Genomic DNA, 18,234 nt, shown 5'->3' with positions numbered 1-18,234 from the left:
ATCAGAGAACTGAACTCGTGGGGTTGAATCACAGTGTTTTAACCCCCATTTAAGCCCTTAGTAGCTTAAATGATTTTAATAAACCAATTAGACCAGAGAGTAATAACATGTTTGGTAAAGGCGGTATGGGCAACATGATGAAGCAAGCCCAGCAAATGCAAGAACGCATGCAAAAGCTTCAAGAAGAAATCGCAAATATGGAAGTTACAGGTGAGTCAGGTGCTGGCCTTGTAAAAATTACGATTACTGGTAGTCACAGTGTTCGTCGCGTTGATATCGATGAAAGCCTAATGGAAGACGATAAAGAGATGCTTGAAGATCTTATCGCAGCCGCTTTCAACGATGCAGCTCGTCGTGTTGAAGAGACTCAAAAAGAGAAAATGGCTGGCGTAACTGGTGGGATGCAACTTCCACCAGGTATGAAAATGCCTTTCTAAGCGACTTATTTATAAGAGACTTGTCTCGATCAACGGCCTATTTTGAATAGGCCGTTACTTTAAAAGTTAGAACGGTTAAATATGCGTACCAGTCATATGCTGGAGCATTTGATGGAGGCCTTACGTTGTCTACCTGGGGTTGGCCCCAAGTCGGCGCAGCGTATGGCCTTTCATTTGTTACAGCGCGATAGAAAAGGCGGCCTACAGTTGGCTGAAGCTCTTAGTCAAGCAATGACCGAAATTGGTCATTGTAATGAGTGCCGTACTTTTACTGAAGAAGATACTTGCCACATTTGTACCAATCCTAAACGTCAGGAAAATGGTCAAATTTGTGTAGTAGAGAGCCCTGCAGACATTGCAGCCATTGAAGCAACTGGCCAATATTCAGGTCGTTACTTTGTGCTTATGGGGCATCTTTCACCACTTGATGGTATCGGTCCAAGTGATATCGGTCTCGATGTTTTGGATTACCGTTTACGTCGTGGTGATATCACTGAAGTAATTCTAGCGACTAACCCGACAGTAGAAGGGGAAGCAACAGCGCATTACATTGCTGAGCTATGTAATGCCCATGAAGTGAACGCTAGCCGTATCGCCCATGGTGTTCCCGTCGGTGGTGAGCTAGAGCTGGTGGATGGCACCACGCTTTCGCACTCCTTACTCGGTCGTCATAAGATCTAAAAAAGCCGCTTGGTGAATCATCACTAAGCGGCTTTTTCTTTTTTGTTTTAAAGCTCTATTCTGAAATGCGTCTACTCTAAAACCTTTTCAAACGATTAATCAGAGCCACGCACAGCTTTGTAAATCGCAGCGCCAATCACGGCACCAATAATCGGTGCAATCCAGAATAGCCATAATTGTGAAACAGCCCAGTCCCCAACAAATACGCCTACACCAGTACTTCGAGCAGGGTTCACAGAGGTGTTAGTGACAGGGATACTGATAAGGTGAATCAAGGTTAAACAAAGACCAATCGCGATAGGTGCAAATCCAGCCGGTGCTTTCGAATCGGTTGCCCCCATGATCACGAATAGGAACACCATAGTCATGACCACTTCACACACGAGTGCTGCTGTTAGCGAATAGCCACCCGGTGAGTGTTCACCGTAACCATTCGAAGCAAATCCTGATGAGACAACGTCAAAACCTGCTTGACCAGAAGCAATCACAAATAGCACGCCGCCCGCGATAATACCGCCAATCACTTGGGCAATAATATAAGGCGCAACATCCTTGCCATCAAAGCGACCACCACTCCATAGACCGATGGTGACAGCAGGGTTAAGGTGGCAACCGGATATATGGCCAATAGCAAAAGCCATGGTGAGTACGGTTAAACCAAAGGCAAGGGAAACTCCGAGTAGACCAATTCCCACATCAGGGAAAGCCGCGGCTAAGACGGCACTACCACAACCACCTAACACCAACCAAAACGTACCGAACATTTCTGCGATATACTTATTCATAACTATCCTTATTAATCTTTACCAGTATCAATAAGATAGTTTAGATCTATCAAAGTTGTGAAATCTTGGGCATATATAAGAAGAAAAGTATTGTTAGGTTATTGCTTCGAGCTCAATCAGGTTATCAAGCGCTTCTTGGTCTGTTTTACCACAGATGATAGGGCAGGCTTTGAACTGGTGACATACCATCGGGCGTGAAGGTTGACCAAATAATTTGCATAGATCTTGCTCATTTAATTGAATGCAGCGTACGCCAGCAGGCTTACCATTAGGCATTCCAGGAATAGCAGATGTAATACTTGGAGCGATACAACAAGCTCCACAACCTAGGCGACATTCCATCAAATTAAACTCACTAAATAACAGGGTGCGCGATAGTAGCAAAAAATGATGAGAGTGACAGCTGTTGATTGAATCAAAGAATGAACAATTATTATCCTTGAACTTTTTATGGGCTAGCGGTATAACACGCACCCCAGTAAAAGAGTAAGAAGTAATCCTATGACGAATCCATTTTGGCAAGAAAAGACACTAGAGCAAATGACCGAGAACGAGTGGGAATCACTGTGTGACGGTTGTGGTAAGTGTTGCCTGCATAAACTAATGGATGAAGATAGCGATGAAGTTTACTACACCAACGTGGCGTGCAGCTGGTTAAACGACAAAACATGTTCTTGTAAAGACTACCCGAACCGCTTCACTTCAGGTGAAGAGTGTTTGAAGCTGACTCGTGACAAGATTCATGAATTCCATTGGCTACCAGACACTTGTGCTTACCGTCTTCTATCAGAATCTAAGCCGATCCCAGAATGGCACCCATTGATTACTGGATCAAAAACAGAGATGCATGCAGCAGGTGAAAGCGTTCGTAATAAAGTGGTATACGAAATTGATGTTGTCGATTGGGAAGACCACATTTTAAACCACCCTAGCAGGGGGTAGGCTGCATAAGGCTTGGTGGGGCTTATGGGTTTGTCAATAAATGCCAATATTTGTCTATATTGCGAAAATCCGGCGCCATTTTGTCGCCATATTTATGGCGACACTTAAAGGTTGGCTAGAGTTTTTTTTGTGACCACATCTTCTAGGTGATCGGGGGCTAGGTGAGCGTAGCGCATAGTTTGTTTTATGTCGCTGTGACCAAGGATTCTTTGCAGGGCGATAATGTTGCCGCCGTTCATCATGTAGTAAGACGCGAAAGTGTGGCGCAGAACGTGGGCAGCTTGCTGGCTTAAGCGTGGTATGTGTTTCACGATGAAACGATACACCGTGGAATAGCCAATACTAAACAATGGCCCTGAACCTTCCTTATAAATCCCATCATAAAGCTCTGGGCTTATGGGTACCGAGCGATTCTTTTTGCTTTTGGTCTGTGTGAATGTAACTTTGTATTTAGTCAACTGCGCCCCAGTTAAAGTTACAGACTCTCTAAATCGCCCGCCAGCAGCCAAACATAGCTTAATTACTTTGTGTAAATCGTCATGGTACGGATGAGCTTCTGCCGCTTCGATTAGATGCTGCATCTCTTCAACAGTAAGAAACTCCATTTCTTGTTCGTGCAATCTGAATTGGCGAACCTGTTGCAATGGGTTTTCGCCTTTCCATTCGCCCATTCGTTTCAGTTCAACAATTACCGCGTTCAATAAATCTTGTTCATTGTTGCAAGTGCGAAACGTAACCTTGGCTTTATTTCCTTGAAGATCGGCCACTTCATCTGCAAGGCGGCGGGTTCGATATTCTGTGAACATTGATGAGGTGAGTTTGTCGTAAAGCGGGTCGCCCATTGCCAACGCTAGAACCTTTAATTTGTTATAGGTGTATTTTGAATGCGCTAAAGATTGACCGTGGCGTTCTTGCCATAGGTCAATCATGTCTAATAAGCTACGGTTTGTCGTCTACTTCGTTCATTGTGAACTTTTCGAACGCAAGTGCTTCGGCTTTGGTAGCGACACGTTTACGAATACGCTACCTTTTCGGCCTTGTGGGTTACATTCGCAGAGCCATGGTTTTTTGTTGTCACGCTCTAGCTTTCTGACAGACACTCTTGTGGGAACTCTTCTTTGTCGTGGAAAGACAAATTCTACTTCTTGACTTCTCTAAATAGGAGTGAAAGAGCGTTTTGAACTTCAGTTACATCTATTGCCTTAGGCGTAACAGATGTGCTGTGGTCGTAGATTTCTCTTAGAGATTCCATCGCTAACCCCTCCCTGACTTTTTTTGCCTGAGTTGCACTTTTATCCATCGGTTTATAGACTAAATTACAAAAGAAGTGACGTATATTAAGGTCAGTTCCTCTATCTAAAGCAATTTTAGCATCAGAAGTATAGGGTTGGTGTTCTAGGAAATCGTGGGATTCAAACAACTTGGTTATATCATCTCGATACTCTACCTCAACCCGTTGTTCAACATATGTTTTCCAAGATCCTTGCTCAGATAGGAAATTTTTCCAATTTTTTACTTTATCAGCAAAGTTGCCACTTTGAATGTATACCAACAAACCAGCTTTTTGGTCCTGTCTTACATAACGGGTGACCAACTGCAAAATACCTTCAAATACTTTATCATTAGTCGTAAGTTTTTTTGCTTCAGCTATCCACTCATGTCCGAAACCTTTTACAACTAAATCTACTGCCCCACCACCTCTTTTTACTTGAGATTCTGCATCAAATAACTCACTAGCGTTAAGCTGTCGTATGATCTCTGATGTAAGTGCGTCTTCGTCCTTCCCAAGCATCTGGTCTGCGTCGTTTTCTATAGCTTGAATATACTTATCGAGTTTTTCGTAAAGTACATAAATAAAATCTTTGTATTCAAGATAGTTCGCAAATGGTAACGCAGCTTTAGCTTGTTTCTCTCTCGGTACTTCATCGTCTAATTTTTCAAAAACATCACCTAGGTTCATCCGTGTCGTAACCTCGGATGAATGAAGCAAGAGAAACCAAGCCTTTTGTTATCGAAATCTTCTAACTCTCTACCTTTTGTATCTACAGGGGCAAGACCGTGCATTTTTGCTTCGAAATATGACTCGGCAGTAATTTCAATTGTTTCGTCGTTACCTTGAGGGAAGTAACAAAATTGAAGAGAAAATATCCAAATCGGTTTCGATGATAGGAAGATTACGCTATCCATTAAACTCGCAAGATCTGTTGTTTTAGATGCATCGATCAAATCAACGATTGTGTAATATGTCTGACTTGGGTGTGATTGTATAAAATCAAGGATACTGTCAATAGGCTCGGAGTTTTCATGTGTCGATGACAATTCTCGAACAATGTTTATTCGCTCACACAATAGCTCTTTGTCTACGCGCCCAGTTTCGTAACTCATACTAAGACCTAAATATTATGTCATTGATAGTTTTTGTTAATTCCATACTGTTCTTAGGTTCTTTTACATTAAAGCTAAAACACCGCTCCTCTTTCCAGTCAAAACGATGAGGCAAAAACTCGACTTGCATTTCTTCATCTTCACTCGGTGAATACTTAAACTGGATAACAATCTGCCAAGGATGATAATCATTGCCATTTTTACTTTTCTTGTGGATAGCTAACTCGGATCTTCCACAATGGCCCGGATCTGAAGATGCACTTGAAGATAAATAAGGTCGTTCTGTAAATGTTGCTATTCTTCCCCAGCTCATGCGTCCTGCGTTGACATCGTTAAATAGGTTTTTAATGGCCTTGAAGACGTTTACTGGTTCTGCATCGACTCCAGAATGACGGATGGCGATATCATTTATAAACGATTTTTGAAGTTCTTTTAGCTCTTCATTTAAAAAACGCTTACCAGCAGCAGATGATACTCGATATTCAACACGGTCTTTGGTGTGAGGAATGAATACATTGTGGAATGTTTGCGAGTAATCATCAAAGCCTTTGTATGAATGCTTTACTTTTACCGATGAGTATATCATTGCATACCCATCCCCTAAGTCCGTCACTTTACATAGACTGAACCCCTGTGGGTAAGATTGCCCATCAACAAACTTAAATTTACCTGGGTATAATTTATATGCCTCTGATGTTCTTGGTGTACCGCCTAGAGGTACGATTTTTTTTCTTATATTAGTCGCATCCTTTTTACTCAGTTCTACTATTTGATAAGTATGGTCAGACTGACATATAAAACGGTCAATAGCTGTCTCAAGTCTATCAACGGTACATTGAATTTTACCTTGATCAGTTGATTCGATATCACAGGCGATTATGTTCTGAAGACTACTCCATCGGCCAGCGGTGCTGAATCCATATTGCGATGCTAAGTAGCAAAAGTATGTTAAGCCATCAGTATCGCCTAATGAACCTATTAGCTTGTCCATTAAGTGGTTTTTAGCTTGGCTCGGTGAATTTTGATTGTTGACAATGCCCATTAAGTATTCTTTTTAGTAAATTATGTCTGGTCAGATTCTACAATGGTTTGCAATGTAAATAAATGCACCATGATGAGTATTGAGAGGTTATGAGGTGCAAACTCGGATGGTAGTGAACATATTATGGAACTACCCGACCAAACAATTTTTACCTCCTAAATTCCCCATCAAAATGGTGGTCTAGGTTAAGCCTATCGCGCCACTGCATCTGCTCTTTTTTAGAAAGATTGCAGCGTCTAGTGAAAGCGTTCCAACTGACCGGGTCATTCAAGTGTTTGTGAGCGAACTTGTGATGCCAATTATGTTGAGCAGTTTTAGTAACATTGTGATTTGCCTATGTTTCGACCAATGTTTGCATGCTGTGCATACCACGTAAAACTAATCCTACAGCCAGCCATTTGTACAAATGGGTACAGACTTTTGGCTAATGGTGCGCCTATCCCCGACTTAGCCTAAACAGCTTAAGAAAAAAAGAGGAGAGAAGACATCCTGAACCACCCGAACCGTTAGTTGCTTATTAGTAGCAAATGACCCGAATAAAAAAAGGCTCACATTTCTGTGAGCCTTTGTCGTATTTAGGAGGGTCCAAATCAATGGACTGCGTCATGGCTAATGTCAAGCAAGCGGTAAGTCTGCAACCACCTGGTTGAACGTGATACGAGCATTCTGAGCTTGCTCAGATAACTCGATTTTTTTCGCTTGTGCGGCACTAAGATTACTCTCGGCCTGCTCAAGTGCTTGTTGTAGGTTCTCTGGTAACTCGTGAGTTTCCATTTGTGAACCTTGTTCTAACACATAAGCGCGAATTTCTTTCTTCACTGCGGCAAGTTCTGTGTAAGCAACTCGCTCAAGTTCTGCGGCCTCTTGCGCAGCATCTTTTTCTTTCTCAAATTGAGCCAGCGCCATACCTTCTGCAGACCAAGGGTCCATATCTGGTAGTTCTTCGATGTTGATCGTTGGCTCGATGTACGCGTCTTGATGGCGTAGGTCGAGGCTAGTTGCACGAACCGCTGAAATCATCAGCATCACAGAGATCACCAGTAGCGGTAAGCCACCAACTATTGCTGCCGTTTGTAGCGTACTTAGACCACCCAAGAACATCAGAATCGTTGGCAAGAACGACAGTGTGAATGCCCAGAACATACGGTTCCAACGCATTGGCTCTTCGGTCACGTTATTTTGCACAACAGACGCTAGGATGTATGAGATTGAGTCAAATGTCGTTGCAGTGAAAATAATACACAGCAGCGTAAATACCGCGATAACTAGTGTACTCATTGGTAGTTGCGCAAGCATCGAGAAGATAGCTTTGGTTGCGCCTTCTGCATTCAAAATCGCTACTACATCCAGTTCACCAGAAAGTTGCAGTGATAGGCCATAGTTACCTAGGATCATGAAGAACAAGAAACAACCTAGAGAGCCAAAGAAAATTGAACCTGACACCATTTGTTTGATGGTTCTTCCGCGAGAGATTCGCGCAACAAACAGGCCCATACTTGGTGCAAATACTAGCCACCACGCCCAGTAGAAAATGGTCCAGTCTTGTGGGAAGTGCGTGTTCTCAAAGGTACCGTAACCACCAAATGGTTCAGCCCACGTTGCCATCACGAAGAAGTTAGACAGTAGACGACCAATAGAGTCTAAACCTGTTTCTAGCATGAAGATTGTTGGACCGGCGATCAGAACGAAAGTCAGTAAACCCATTGCACCCCAGAAATTGATGTTACTCAGGATCTTGATGCCTTTTTCCAAGCCAGCATAAGAAGAGTAAGCAAAAATTGCCGTACAAACTAAAAGCACCATTGCTTGCGTAAGGTTGTTTTTAGGTAGACCGAATAGGTGATTCAGACCTTCAGTGATGAGAGGTGCTGCTAAACCTAGTGTTGTCGCGGCGCCACCCAGTAGACCGAAAATGAATAGGATATCGACGATTTTTCCAGGTACGCCTTTACTGCGGTGTTCACCAAGAACAGGCATTAACGCACTAGAGATCTTTAGAACAGGCTGTTTACGCACATAAAAGAAGTAAGCGATAGGAATCGCTGGGATCAGGTAGATAGACCAAGCGATTGGTCCCCAGTGAAACAAACCATAAGTTGCCGCCCAACGAACCGCTTCTTCACTTCCGGGTTCTAGTTGGAAAGGCGGTGATTGGTAGTAGTAAGCCCACTCAATACAGCCCCAGTACAAGATACTTGCGCCGATACCACCACAGAAAAGCATTGCTGCCCATGATGCAGTTTTGAACTCAGGTTCTTCATCAGCTTCACCCAGTTTAATTTGTCCCATATCACTGAACACAACGTAAACCATGAAGGCACAAGCAGCTAGGCCTAGAGCAAGATATAGAAATCCAAGTTGATCCGTCATGAATGTTTTCGCAACCGCAATCCAGTCTGCGCCCTGTGCAGGGAACAAAATGAGCGGGAAAACTATCGTGAGTAGGAGTGCAATCGCACCAAAGAAAGTAGGCTTATCAATAAGCTCAAAAGTGTTTTTCACGAGTATTATTCCATTAAAATGAGAGCGGAATTATGGAATGAACTCGTTTTTTAGACCAAATCGGGTCTGTTGTCGTGACGACAAATCGCTTTAATGCAGAGAGGAAAGTGCAGTAACAGAGGGGAAAGTTAGATTAAGGCAAGTAGAATGCCACCAACGGTTGCCGCTGCGGATAAGTATTGCCCAGCTGAATAAGAACCATCGTCCTCTTCTTCAATCTTATCTGGGTGATCCATACCTAATGCGCCGTGAGCGAACGATTCAACTTTATCGGTAACGGTTGCATTTTCCGCTTCGAATTTTTTTGATTCTTTATCGATTTGTTTAAGAGCAGATAATAGCGCTTTTCCTTCATCGGAAAGCTTAACGGTATTTTGTTCCACCTTGAGTGGAGCAGGCTTTTCAGCCTCGGTGCTTTTATTCTGTGCGTTCATTTTCGCAGGTGAATACAGCTGAGTATTACTCGTTCCTACTGGTGTCATATCGCTCTCCTTACCTATCCTTAAATATAGTATCGGCAGAGGTGTGAAAAACTTGTGCATTTAATCACCGTGGTGATGTTTTTTTATTCGCACATTGTTTTTTCGTCTGCTTAGTCAAACCGTCTAGTTATTAAGCAAATCTTGTGCCGATAAGGAATTTGAATGTTATATAGAGTTAGAGTGGATGATAGGAGCCAATGAAGCTCTGTCGATGGGCTAGTTATCTAGAATTAGCCCATCGTTTCGTTCTCTTATAAGAATGGATAAGGATGGTTTAGTCGCACTCTAGGCTAGCGCCGCGCTTAGATAGGTGTTTGTATGCCTTCATTCTGTTCTCTTTTTTAATAAAGCGAGCGGGTGGAGAAAGCACTTTTAGCTGGTAGTCACTGCTATCTGAAGATATTTCCTTTACTGGGCTGATAATCGCAATTTTCAGATCGGGATTACGACGTAGAATCGATGCAGCTGTGCCTAAACCATCTTCTGTGTGGAACTTGCCAGCAACATGAATCACTTGCTGATCTGGGTTTGATGTTAGGTAACCGACAATCGACTCCGCCATGGTTTCATCCCATGTTACTTGAGCGGCAAACTGCTTTTCTGTTTGCTCTGGCGTACCGTGATGCATCGAAGCCATGAATTTTTCTTTGTAAGGGCTATCGCCAGTATCCACTTCTGAAGCAATCCATTGACGTTGTTCCGTCGTTAGCTGATCTAGATAGGCTAATCCCTTACGGCCAATGCATTGTACGAAGGGTTTTGGTGCGTTTGCCGCAATGATATCGACGTCATTGGCTTTAGCAAACTCAACCAGTGCGCGATAATCACTTTCGTAGTTTGGCCAAGCAGCCGCTTGAGACATAAGAATTTGTTCGCCAATTTCATCATTGAGATATTGGTTTAATGTGTCTTGATGTTCTCGAGTGAATTGTTCCATTGAAAGCGCGATGTTTGATGTGGCGTTGCGACGTGCTTTTAAGAAATCGGTTTGGAAGCGATGGATTGCCGAGTGAGTGTGCCATTCGCCAATAAGAACCACATCAGCGTCAATCAGCTGTTTAGGTAATGCATCGAGAGAAAGCGTTTTGCCTTGTGGAGAAGCAAACTGGTAGTCATAGAATGTGGAAACGTTTTCCGTTGGCGTGTTAGCCACTTGTTGAGAAGTGCTGTTTGAAGGTTGATTAGCACAAGCCGTGAGAAGAGTAGCTAATCCGATAAGAATAATACGTTGCATGAAATGCCTCCTTGAAGAACACGCATACTAAAGGAGGCAAGATAAGATTTCAATGCAAACGATAATCAATATCAATTAAATTTGTTTGCGGTACACTCGTAGCATAAAGTCAGCTTCACAGTTGAATTGCTCTGCCTCGGTGAGTTGTTGTTTAAACTCTTCACTCGCCTTCCAAGCAAACGGCGTCATCTGTAGCAGGTCGAATGCATCTGACCCCGATAGTTCCATCATATAGTTTAGTTGCTCTTGGTGCTCAAGCGTAAAACCTTCGATCACTTCTGGATTTTCATCGTGCAAACGAACGCCATCATAAATTACATCACGCAGTTGATACAGGTGTCGGCTAGCTGGTGTCACGGTGATCACCACACCATTATCTTTGATGGTGCGTTGTAACTCTTCAGCCTTGCAAGGCGCATAAATGCGTAGAATGCCGTCTAAGCTGCTTTCAGCAAAGGGTAGGCGATGACTTGATGCAACTGAGAAGTCGACAGCAGGGTAGCGTTTAGCGGCGTATTTGATAGCAATCTTAGAAATGTCTAGGCCAAAAGTCGCACCATTCTTTTCTTGAAGATTCACAGCAATTTCGTTGGTGTAATACCCTTCGCCACAACCAATATCCAATAGGCTAGGTGCCTCAGCTGGTAGATAGCGAGAACACAATGTCACCACCGCATGGCGCATTGGGTCATAGTGGTTACCTTCAAGGAAACGACGACGTGCCTGCATCATCTCTTTGTTGTCACCTGGATCTTTTGAGCGTTTGTGGTGCGCAGGCATCAAATTGACATAGCCTTCTTTCGCTAGGTCGAACTGATGGTTCTTTTCACACTTAAACGTACGATCGTTTTGAGATAAAGGTTGGTGACACAAAGGGCATTGGTAAGTCATTGCGAACTCGAGGTAGAAATTTCAAGTCCAAAATTTTAACAGGAAGCATAGTGGGGCGCTAGAATAAACGCAGCTGTGTTGGTTAACGGCAATCCGAGAGTAGATAGAACCAGTCAGTGAAGAGATAGAGCCAACGAATGGTTGGCTCTATTAGTTATGAGCGAGTCGCTGATAAAACAGAGAACTCAGCTTTTAGCTAAAGAAGTTAACTTGATTCTTCAACGATTCCGCTTGTTTCTGAAGTTCATCAGCACTGTGTGAGGTCTTAGCGCTGGTTTCACGGCTTTGTTGGTTCAAGTCGCTGATCGCATGCGCGTTCGCTGCTATCTCTTGAGAAACCTGAGCTTGCTCTTCTGATGTCGCAGCAATGGTTTCAGCTTGAGAAGCAATAGATTCAACTTGAGAAGCAATCGACTCTAGTGCGGTGCCTGCTTCTTGCGCTTTATCAAGTACTTGGTTGGCATTCGATTGGCTTTGGGTCATCAGGTTCACGGCATTGTTAGTGGAAGATTTCAACTTCTCGATGATGCTCACTACGTCTTGTACTGACGTTTGTGTACGATGAGCCAATGTTCTTACTTCGTCAGCGACCACGGCAAAACCACGACCCTGATCCCCCGCTCGCGCTGCTTCTATTGCAGCGTTCAACGCAAGTAAGTTGGTTTGTTCTGCGATGTCATCAATCATCTTGGTGACGGTTTGAATGCTTTCGCTATCAGAACTCACTTGCTCGATGGCCGATGCTGATTTGTCTAATTGATCATTTAGCTGGGCAACATCAATACACACACCTTCAACGACTTCTAAACCTTTCTGGCTGTCTTCATTGGCAAGGCGAACATTTTCAGCAATGCTATTCACTTGCTGCGCTACAGATTCTGCCGAGGTAGCCATCTCTTCAATAGCGGTAACGACTTGCTCAACCTGTGCTTGCTGGCGGTCAGATTGGCTCAGATTGTGGCTAGCATCCTGTGACACACTGCTAGAGCTGTTTTGTACTTGATCACTGGTCGTACGAATTTCTCCAACGAGTGTATTCAATTGAGCAGCCATATTCGCAACGCCGGTATTTAGGTTGCTGATTTCATTCTTAGTCTGTTTGCCGTTGTTTGGAATATGTAAGCTGACTTCGCCTTTTCCTAAGCGCATCATGTATTCGTTTAAAGTCGTTAACGGCGTCAACGTACGGTTCAATACGAGCGTTAATACGACGATGGTAGCGGCGGCAATCAAGGTCGCGATTATCGCGATAAGTTTCAGCAGTTCGTCGCTGCTTTTAGTGACTTCATTAATAAATGTGCCGCCAAGTAGTTTCCAATTCCACCCCGGGACTTCGGTATAGACGAGGTATTTTTCGCCCACTGTTCCTTGATACTCAAAAGGGTAGAGAATCAAGCCGGATGGCTGCTCAAAGAGCTGATAGAAAGGTTTGTTACCGTCGTAGTCGGCAACATCCACAATAGATTTATCACCTCCAGCATTAGTAGGGTGCAGTAAGTACTGGCCTTGATGCTCTTCTTCATTGTCAACGATGATGGTATAGCCAGTATAGCCCCATGAGACAGAACGCAATGACTCGAACAGGTTTTGTGTCGCCTCTTCTACGGGTAGACCAATGAAAGAGACACCGTTAACTTTGCCTTGTGCATTCGTTAAAGGCGCGTAGTAGGTAATGTAGCGTTGGCCGAAGAGCTTCACTTGCGCGTAATAAGCTTCGCCATTTTTGAGTTTGTTATAGCCAGGATGATCCTTGCCTAACGTTGTGGCAACAACACGTTCCCCTGACGGTTTTTTAAGAGAAGTAGACACGCGAATAAAGTCATCGCCAAATGGGGCAAATAGGGTTGCTACAGCGCCGGTGTCGCGAGTAAAGCTATCAACGAGTTTAGTGTCGTTGATTAGGCTCTCACCATATTGAGTCAGGTTAGGAATGGAATGACCGTTGAACTCAACGTCGTAATTCTCAACATAAACACCTGCTAGGTAACCGTTACGAAAGGTGGATTCTAAAACTTTGGCGGTATGCAGGTAGGCATCGAATTGGCCAGATATGGTTTTGGCCATCGCTTCTACTTTGGATTGGTGTTCCCTTAACGTGTTGTCTAATAATACTTGTGAGGCATTGCGATACACGAGCGTTGCGATAGAGCCAAAGGCGATAAGTAAGCACAGCAAAATGACCAACTTAAGTTGGAAGCCAACACTTTGATTTTTGTATTTCTCGAACATGAATTCATTATCCTGTCTTCATTGAGGTGTTGTTAAGTGGTTTTAGATAAGTTTGTTATTGAGCCTCCTATCATAAGAACTTATTCATAGGCAGTAATTGATAAGAATTAATGAATTGATAGTTATATTTATAAATTATGGCGTATGAGATATGAAATGAAATTTGGAATGTATTAAATCTGAGTAGGTAAGCTTTGTCTGCGTTAACTTACAAACTGGTCATGGGAATAGAGATAGAGATAGAGAGGGTTAGGGGCAATAAAAATGCAGCTCATGGGCTGCATTTTCGTATCTAACTGGCGTAGCTTTAAGTTTATTTCGAAGCAATCACTGTAATCAGCTGGTGGCTTTCGCTAGGCTGTAACGTTTTGCCTGCTTCTAGGCTTGGTGCGTGCAGTGTTGACTCGACACACATCATGGTTAGATAACCGTCGTCTTGCATGTCGCCCATACTTGCAGCCCCTTCCGCCCACGGGTTCCAAAGTACCGCAGAGTTATGACCGTGGTTTTCAACCGTTAGTGTGCGATCCAGCTTTTTGTCAGCAACAAAGATTTGCGTTTCTGGTTGCGTGTAAACGCGGTCAATCGTGTCAGTCAGTACCAGTTCAGCACCACCTTGGCAGATCTTGCCACCTTGTAGGCTATCAATGTACTCAGCACCCATACCCGTTGTGGTTGTGTTGTGAATATCGCCAACGTTTAGGTAAGTGTGCAGTGCACCAGAGAAAGTCCATGGCTGAGAATCAGTGTTCTTCACGTCCAGCGTTACTTTTAGCTGCTCGCCGATCTCAACATTCAAACGTGCATCAAACTGATGAGGCCATACTGCTAGCGTCTCTTCGCTTGGCTTCAGACCTAAGCTAACAATCACGCCAGCTTCGCTTTCACGGTGCTCAACCAATTGCCATTCGCTTGAACGTGCAAAACCATGTGCTGGGGCTGCAATGCGACCAAACCAAGGCCAACATACTGGAATACCACCACGCAGAGCCGTTTTGCCATCGAATTTAGCTTGTTGGCTCATCCAAATTAGGTCTTCTTGACCTTGCGGTTGGAATGACACGACATGACCACCAAACAACGAAATCGCTGCGTTTGCTTTATCGTGGATAACACGAACTAGTTTTACACCTTCGTGCTCAACGATAGTGACGTTGTCAGAAAGTACCGACAGTGCAGGTAGAGTAGATAAATCCATTACATGATCCTTCTAAGGAAATTGAATTCAAATGCTGACTAGAGTGATGCTTGATTTTTCATGAGTAACAAGCAGAGTCAGTATTAGAATTGAATTTTACGTGTGGGCTATCTTGATGAGCTTAGACAGACGCGGTTTAAAAGATAGCAGGTATTAAAAAGGCGACACTAAGGTCGCCTTTTTCAAAGTCTGCTCAAAACAGTCTTCGCTAATGCTTATCTAAAGCTATTTCTAAAAAGAAATTACTTAGAGATGTGAGCGATTAGGTCTAGAACTTTGTTTGAGTAACCGATTTCGTTGTCGTACCAGGATACAACTTTAACGAATTTGTCAGTTAGAGCAACACCAGCTTTAGCATCGAATACTGAAGTTTGAACTTCACCGATGAAATCTTGTGATACTACTTGGTCTTCAGTGTAACCAAGAACGCCAGCCATTTCGCCTTCAGAAGCTTCTTTCATTGCAGCACAAATTTCTTCGTAAGATGCAGCTTCTTTTAGGTTAACAGTTAGGTCAACTACAGATACGTTAGCAGTTGGTACACGGAAAGCCATACCAGTTAGAAGGCCGTTTAGTTCTGGAAGAACAACGCCTACAGCTTTAGCAGCACCAGTTGAAGATGGGATGATGTTTTGAGAAGCACCACGGCCACCGCGCCAGTCTTTAGCAGAAGGGCCATCTACAGTTTTTTGAGTTGCTGTAGTAGCGTGAACTGTAGTCATAAGACCAGACTCAATGCCCCACTTATCGTTAAGTACTTTAGCGATAGGTGCAAGACAGTTAGTAGTACAAGAAGCGTTAGAAACGATGTCTTGACCAGCGTAAGATGCTTGGTTAACGCCCATTACGAACATTGGAGTTGCATCTTTAGAAGGACCAGTAAGAACTACTTTCTTAGCGCCAGCAGTGATGTGCTTACGTGCAGTCTCGTCAGTTAGGAAAAGACCAGTTGCTTCAGCAACTACGTCTACTTCGATAGCATCCCACTTAAGGTCTTCTGGGTTACGCTCAGCTGTAACACGTACAGTTTTACCGTTAACGATTAGGTTACCGCCTTCAACTTCAACAGTACCGTTGAAACGGCCGTGAGTTGAGTCGTACTTAAGCATGTATGCCATGTACTCTACGTCGATTAGATCGTTAATACCTACTACTTCGATGTCTGCACGCTCTTGAGCTGCGCGGAATACGAAACGGCCGATACGGCCAAAACCGTTAATACCTACTTTGATAGTCATTGTAGTTGCTCCACAACTTAATTTCTGATTAAAGATAACTGGTAGTAAAATTACAGAATCCAGTATACATCTGCAATAGATAATCCGACTTAACTTGTTTAATGTCAAAAAAAAGCGACGCTTTTCTTAACAATTGGGTGTAAGTGGTTGAAAATTGACCATTGCGAGTGGCTCTGTACCCTTCCAGTTGGGTAAAATACCTCTAAATGATGATTCACTTATGAGTGTATATGTACAATGTTTCCTGGTGAGAAAGTATGTGCTACAAAACGACTCATATGCAAGCCTTTATAGAAAAAAGTAAATATAATAACTGATAATGTGGAGAGATATTAACGTGATTCAAAAGGGAGGAAATATGATAAAGCCTGATGAATACTGGCGTGAACGCCTAACGGACGATGAATTTTCTGTGTGTCGTCAACGTGGTACCGAAGCCCCATATAGCGGTAAGTTACTGCACAACCATAAGACGGGTGTCTATAGCTGCACATGCTGTGAAAGCCCTTTGTTTCTGTCGGATAACAAATATGATTCAGGGTGCGGTTGGCCAAGCTTTGATGCCCCAGTGAATGATGAAGCAGTACGCTATATAGAAGATCTAAGTCACGGAATGAAGCGTGTAGAGATCCGTTGTACCGCTTGTGATAGCCATTTAGGTCACGTTTTTCCTGATGGTCCGAAGACAACCGGTGAACGGTTCTGTGTTAATTCTGTGTCGTTAATTTTCAACAAAAATGACGAAACTACCAAATAACTTGTCACAATTGTCTAATCCTTACAGGCGTATTTGTTGATTGAGTGGTACTGAACCGCCCAATAGATCAGTATTTCAGAGTTATTTCTAGCACAAACAAAAACAGCTACCATCATGGTAGCTGTTTTTTTGAAAGCTCGTGAATAGAACGTTTGGACTAGAAAACGAGAACAGTGCGATCAATAACGAGGGACGATTGAAGCGCTGTAAACCTCATCTTCAATAGCTTCTACTATATTGTCCGCGTCTTGATTCAGTTGTTCGTATGTTGACTCATCGAAACGGTACAACACGGTAAGTTCTGCTTCAGAAGCAATAGGCACATCAAAGTTCTTGGCAACCATTGCCCAGACGTACGCTTTTTCCATATGACCTAGGCTGTGGTTGATACTCGCCATCGATTTGAAGATCTCGGTGTTGACCTTCGAACCATTAGAAAGCGTTAACGCATTGTTGAGTAGCTTAAGCGTCTTTTCATGGTCACGGGTAGTATAAAAAGTGGCTAGCGCATATTGCATCTCTGCTGTGTTTAATGCTTCTGTCCCTTCTAATTGCAGGAAGCTGCGTCTTGCGTTGGTATCCCCAGTTTGTGACCACATAAAATAAAGCGTTTCCGGGGTATTTGATCGCGAGAGTTCGTCAACAATACGTTCAGACTCTTCGATACTATTCATTAAGGAGATGAAGCGACGTTCTTGAAGTTTGGATTGATCAATCGTTTCGATCTGTGCTGCAAGCTCTAGACACTTTTTGTAGGCAGAGACTAATTCGAACTCTTTAATCTTATTGGTATCGCTGGGGTTTTCTTTTGCTTCAAATCGATGCCAGACGAGGTCGGTACGTGCGACACGGCACTGTCCGTCGTTCATATTTAACTTTTCACACTGAAGCCACGGGTTGCTTTCGCACAATTGAGCGGTATTTTTGTTCCCGTCAAAACACCCAACCAGAGTGAAAGGCAATAGGCTTAGTACCAACCATTTCATAATTTTCATATTCCTTCACTTGTGATCAAATACACTTATTTTCAGTCAGGTTCTTGACTCAATTCTGATACGGGTTATTTTCTGGTGAAAATTGTTAAAACTAAGGCCTTACCATGGATGCAGAACAACTTCTTAGCGCAATGACCCCCGAGGTCTACGAACGTTTAAACTATGCAGTTGAAACGGGGAAATGGCCAGAAGGAACGGCGCTCTCTAAAGAACAGCGCGACTCGTGTATGCAGGCGGTTATGTTGTATCAATCGAAACATAACTCTGAAGCTCAACATATGACAATTGCAGCCGGCGGAGAAATTAGCTTTAAATCAAAGTCTGAACTAAAGAAGCAGTTTAAGTCCGACCAAGAAGATATTGTTAGAGTTAATCCTAATCATTAGGCTTAAATTACAACAAAGGGGTGGCACAGTGCCACCCCTTTTTTACAGTT

19 protein-coding genes are annotated in these 18,234 nt (G+C 43.3%); 5 read left to right on the top strand and 14 right to left on the bottom strand.

Going from position 1 to position 18,234, the window contains the following annotated elements; genetic code table 11:
• Positions 1-107 precede the first annotated feature (107 nt).
• Together ACED42_RS03120 and recR are read left to right on the top strand one after the other, a co-directional pair.
• Positions 108-437 (top strand): YbaB/EbfC family nucleoid-associated protein, encoded by a 330-nt coding sequence (locus ACED42_RS03120; protein WP_004734156.1) that lies wholly within the window; start codon positions 108-110, stop codon positions 435-437.
• 81 nt (positions 438-518) lie between these two features.
• Complete coding sequence (gene recR / locus ACED42_RS03115; protein ID WP_017079504.1) at positions 519-1,118, top strand: recombination mediator RecR; 600 nt, start codon at positions 519-521, stop codon at positions 1,116-1,118.
• Between the two features lie 95 nt (positions 1,119-1,213).
• Here recR and aqpZ read toward each other — a convergent pair whose 3' ends face one another.
• On the bottom strand, positions 1,214-1,903 hold the full coding sequence (gene aqpZ, locus ACED42_RS03110) for an aquaporin Z (protein ID WP_371701369.1): 690 nt from the start codon (positions 1,901-1,903) through the stop codon (positions 1,214-1,216).
• A gap of 93 nt (positions 1,904-1,996) precedes the next feature.
• On the bottom strand, positions 1,997-2,245 hold the full coding sequence (locus ACED42_RS03105; RefSeq protein WP_371701367.1) for a YkgJ family cysteine cluster protein: 249 nt from the start codon (positions 2,243-2,245) through the stop codon (positions 1,997-1,999).
• A 159-nt stretch (positions 2,246-2,404) separates the two neighbouring features.
• Between ACED42_RS03105 and ACED42_RS03100 the strand changes: the two genes are divergently transcribed.
• The gene (locus tag ACED42_RS03100; protein WP_371701365.1) at positions 2,405-2,845 is read left to right on the top strand and encodes a YcgN family cysteine cluster protein; all 441 of its coding nucleotides are present in this window, start codon (positions 2,405-2,407) and stop codon (positions 2,843-2,845) included.
• Between the two features lie 104 nt (positions 2,846-2,949).
• Here the strand turns inward: ACED42_RS03100 and ACED42_RS03095 are convergent, their stop codons facing one another.
• The 11 genes from ACED42_RS03095 to gap form a co-directional block, all read right to left on the bottom strand.
• Complete coding sequence (locus ACED42_RS03095; RefSeq protein WP_371701363.1) at positions 2,950-3,774, bottom strand: tyrosine-type recombinase/integrase; 825 nt, start codon at positions 3,772-3,774, stop codon at positions 2,950-2,952.
• A gap of 209 nt (positions 3,775-3,983) precedes the next feature.
• Positions 3,984-4,805, bottom strand: a complete 822-nt coding sequence (locus ACED42_RS03090) for a hypothetical protein (RefSeq protein WP_102249315.1) — start codon at positions 4,803-4,805, stop codon at positions 3,984-3,986.
• The gene (locus tag ACED42_RS03085) at positions 4,802-5,230 is read right to left on the bottom strand and encodes a hypothetical protein (RefSeq protein WP_102249316.1); all 429 of its coding nucleotides are present in this window, start codon (positions 5,228-5,230) and stop codon (positions 4,802-4,804) included. The genes ACED42_RS03090 and ACED42_RS03085 overlap by 4 nt, the downstream gene beginning before the upstream one ends.
• A 1-nt stretch (position 5,231) precedes the next feature.
• Positions 5,232-6,272 carry a hypothetical protein gene (locus ACED42_RS03080; protein ID WP_102249317.1) on the bottom strand — a complete coding sequence of 347 codons (1,041 nt, stop codon included), beginning with the start codon at positions 6,270-6,272 and terminating at the stop codon, positions 5,232-5,234.
• Between the two features lie 615 nt (positions 6,273-6,887).
• The gene (locus tag ACED42_RS03075; RefSeq protein ID WP_065678625.1) at positions 6,888-8,774 is read right to left on the bottom strand and encodes a BCCT family transporter; all 1,887 of its coding nucleotides are present in this window, start codon (positions 8,772-8,774) and stop codon (positions 6,888-6,890) included.
• A 128-nt stretch (positions 8,775-8,902) separates the two neighbouring features.
• The gene (locus tag ACED42_RS03070; RefSeq protein ID WP_371701360.1) at positions 8,903-9,256 is read right to left on the bottom strand and encodes a hypothetical protein; all 354 of its coding nucleotides are present in this window, start codon (positions 9,254-9,256) and stop codon (positions 8,903-8,905) included.
• A gap of 274 nt (positions 9,257-9,530) precedes the next feature.
• A complete protein-coding gene (locus ACED42_RS03065; RefSeq protein ID WP_371701358.1) occupies positions 9,531-10,490 on the bottom strand; it encodes a ChaN family lipoprotein in 960 nt (319 codons plus the stop codon).
• Positions 10,491-10,565: 75 nt separating this feature from the next.
• Positions 10,566-11,381: a 23S rRNA (guanine(745)-N(1))-methyltransferase gene (rlmA, locus tag ACED42_RS03060; protein ID WP_371701356.1), complete on the bottom strand. Its 816-nt coding sequence runs from the start codon at positions 11,379-11,381 to the stop codon at positions 10,566-10,568.
• Between the two features lie 192 nt (positions 11,382-11,573).
• Positions 11,574-13,610, bottom strand: coding sequence for a methyl-accepting chemotaxis protein (locus tag ACED42_RS03055; protein ID WP_371701354.1), 2,037 nt, complete (start codon positions 13,608-13,610; stop codon positions 11,574-11,576).
• Between the two features lie 313 nt (positions 13,611-13,923).
• A complete protein-coding gene (locus tag ACED42_RS03050; RefSeq protein ID WP_371701352.1) occupies positions 13,924-14,808 on the bottom strand; it encodes a D-hexose-6-phosphate mutarotase in 885 nt (294 codons plus the stop codon).
• 242 nt (positions 14,809-15,050) lie between these two features.
• A complete protein-coding gene (gap, locus tag ACED42_RS03045; RefSeq protein ID WP_009848658.1) occupies positions 15,051-16,046 on the bottom strand; it encodes a type I glyceraldehyde-3-phosphate dehydrogenase in 996 nt (331 codons plus the stop codon).
• Between the two features lie 358 nt (positions 16,047-16,404).
• Between gap and msrB the strand changes: the two genes are divergently transcribed.
• Positions 16,405-16,803 carry a peptide-methionine (R)-S-oxide reductase MsrB gene (gene msrB, locus ACED42_RS03040; protein ID WP_009848657.1) on the top strand — a complete coding sequence of 133 codons (399 nt, stop codon included), beginning with the start codon at positions 16,405-16,407 and terminating at the stop codon, positions 16,801-16,803.
• A 179-nt stretch (positions 16,804-16,982) separates the two neighbouring features.
• On the opposite strand, the gene ACED42_RS03035 is transcribed toward msrB, so the two are convergent.
• Entirely contained in the window at positions 16,983-17,789 is an 807-nt protein-coding gene (locus ACED42_RS03035; protein ID WP_371701384.1) for a DUF2989 domain-containing protein, read from the bottom strand.
• 113 nt (positions 17,790-17,902) lie between these two features.
• Here ACED42_RS03035 and ACED42_RS03030 point away from each other — a divergent pair, with 113 nt between their 5' ends.
• Positions 17,903-18,184: a YeaC family protein gene (locus ACED42_RS03030; protein WP_009848655.1), complete on the top strand. Its 282-nt coding sequence runs from the start codon at positions 17,903-17,905 to the stop codon at positions 18,182-18,184.
• Positions 18,185-18,234 lie beyond the last annotated feature (50 nt).

The sequence above is a fragment of the Vibrio sp. FF145 genome, assembly GCF_041439075.1.
GTDB lineage: Bacteria > Pseudomonadota > Gammaproteobacteria > Enterobacterales > Vibrionaceae > Vibrio > Vibrio tasmaniensis_A.
This window is presented reverse-complemented; position numbering and strand designations above follow the sequence as displayed.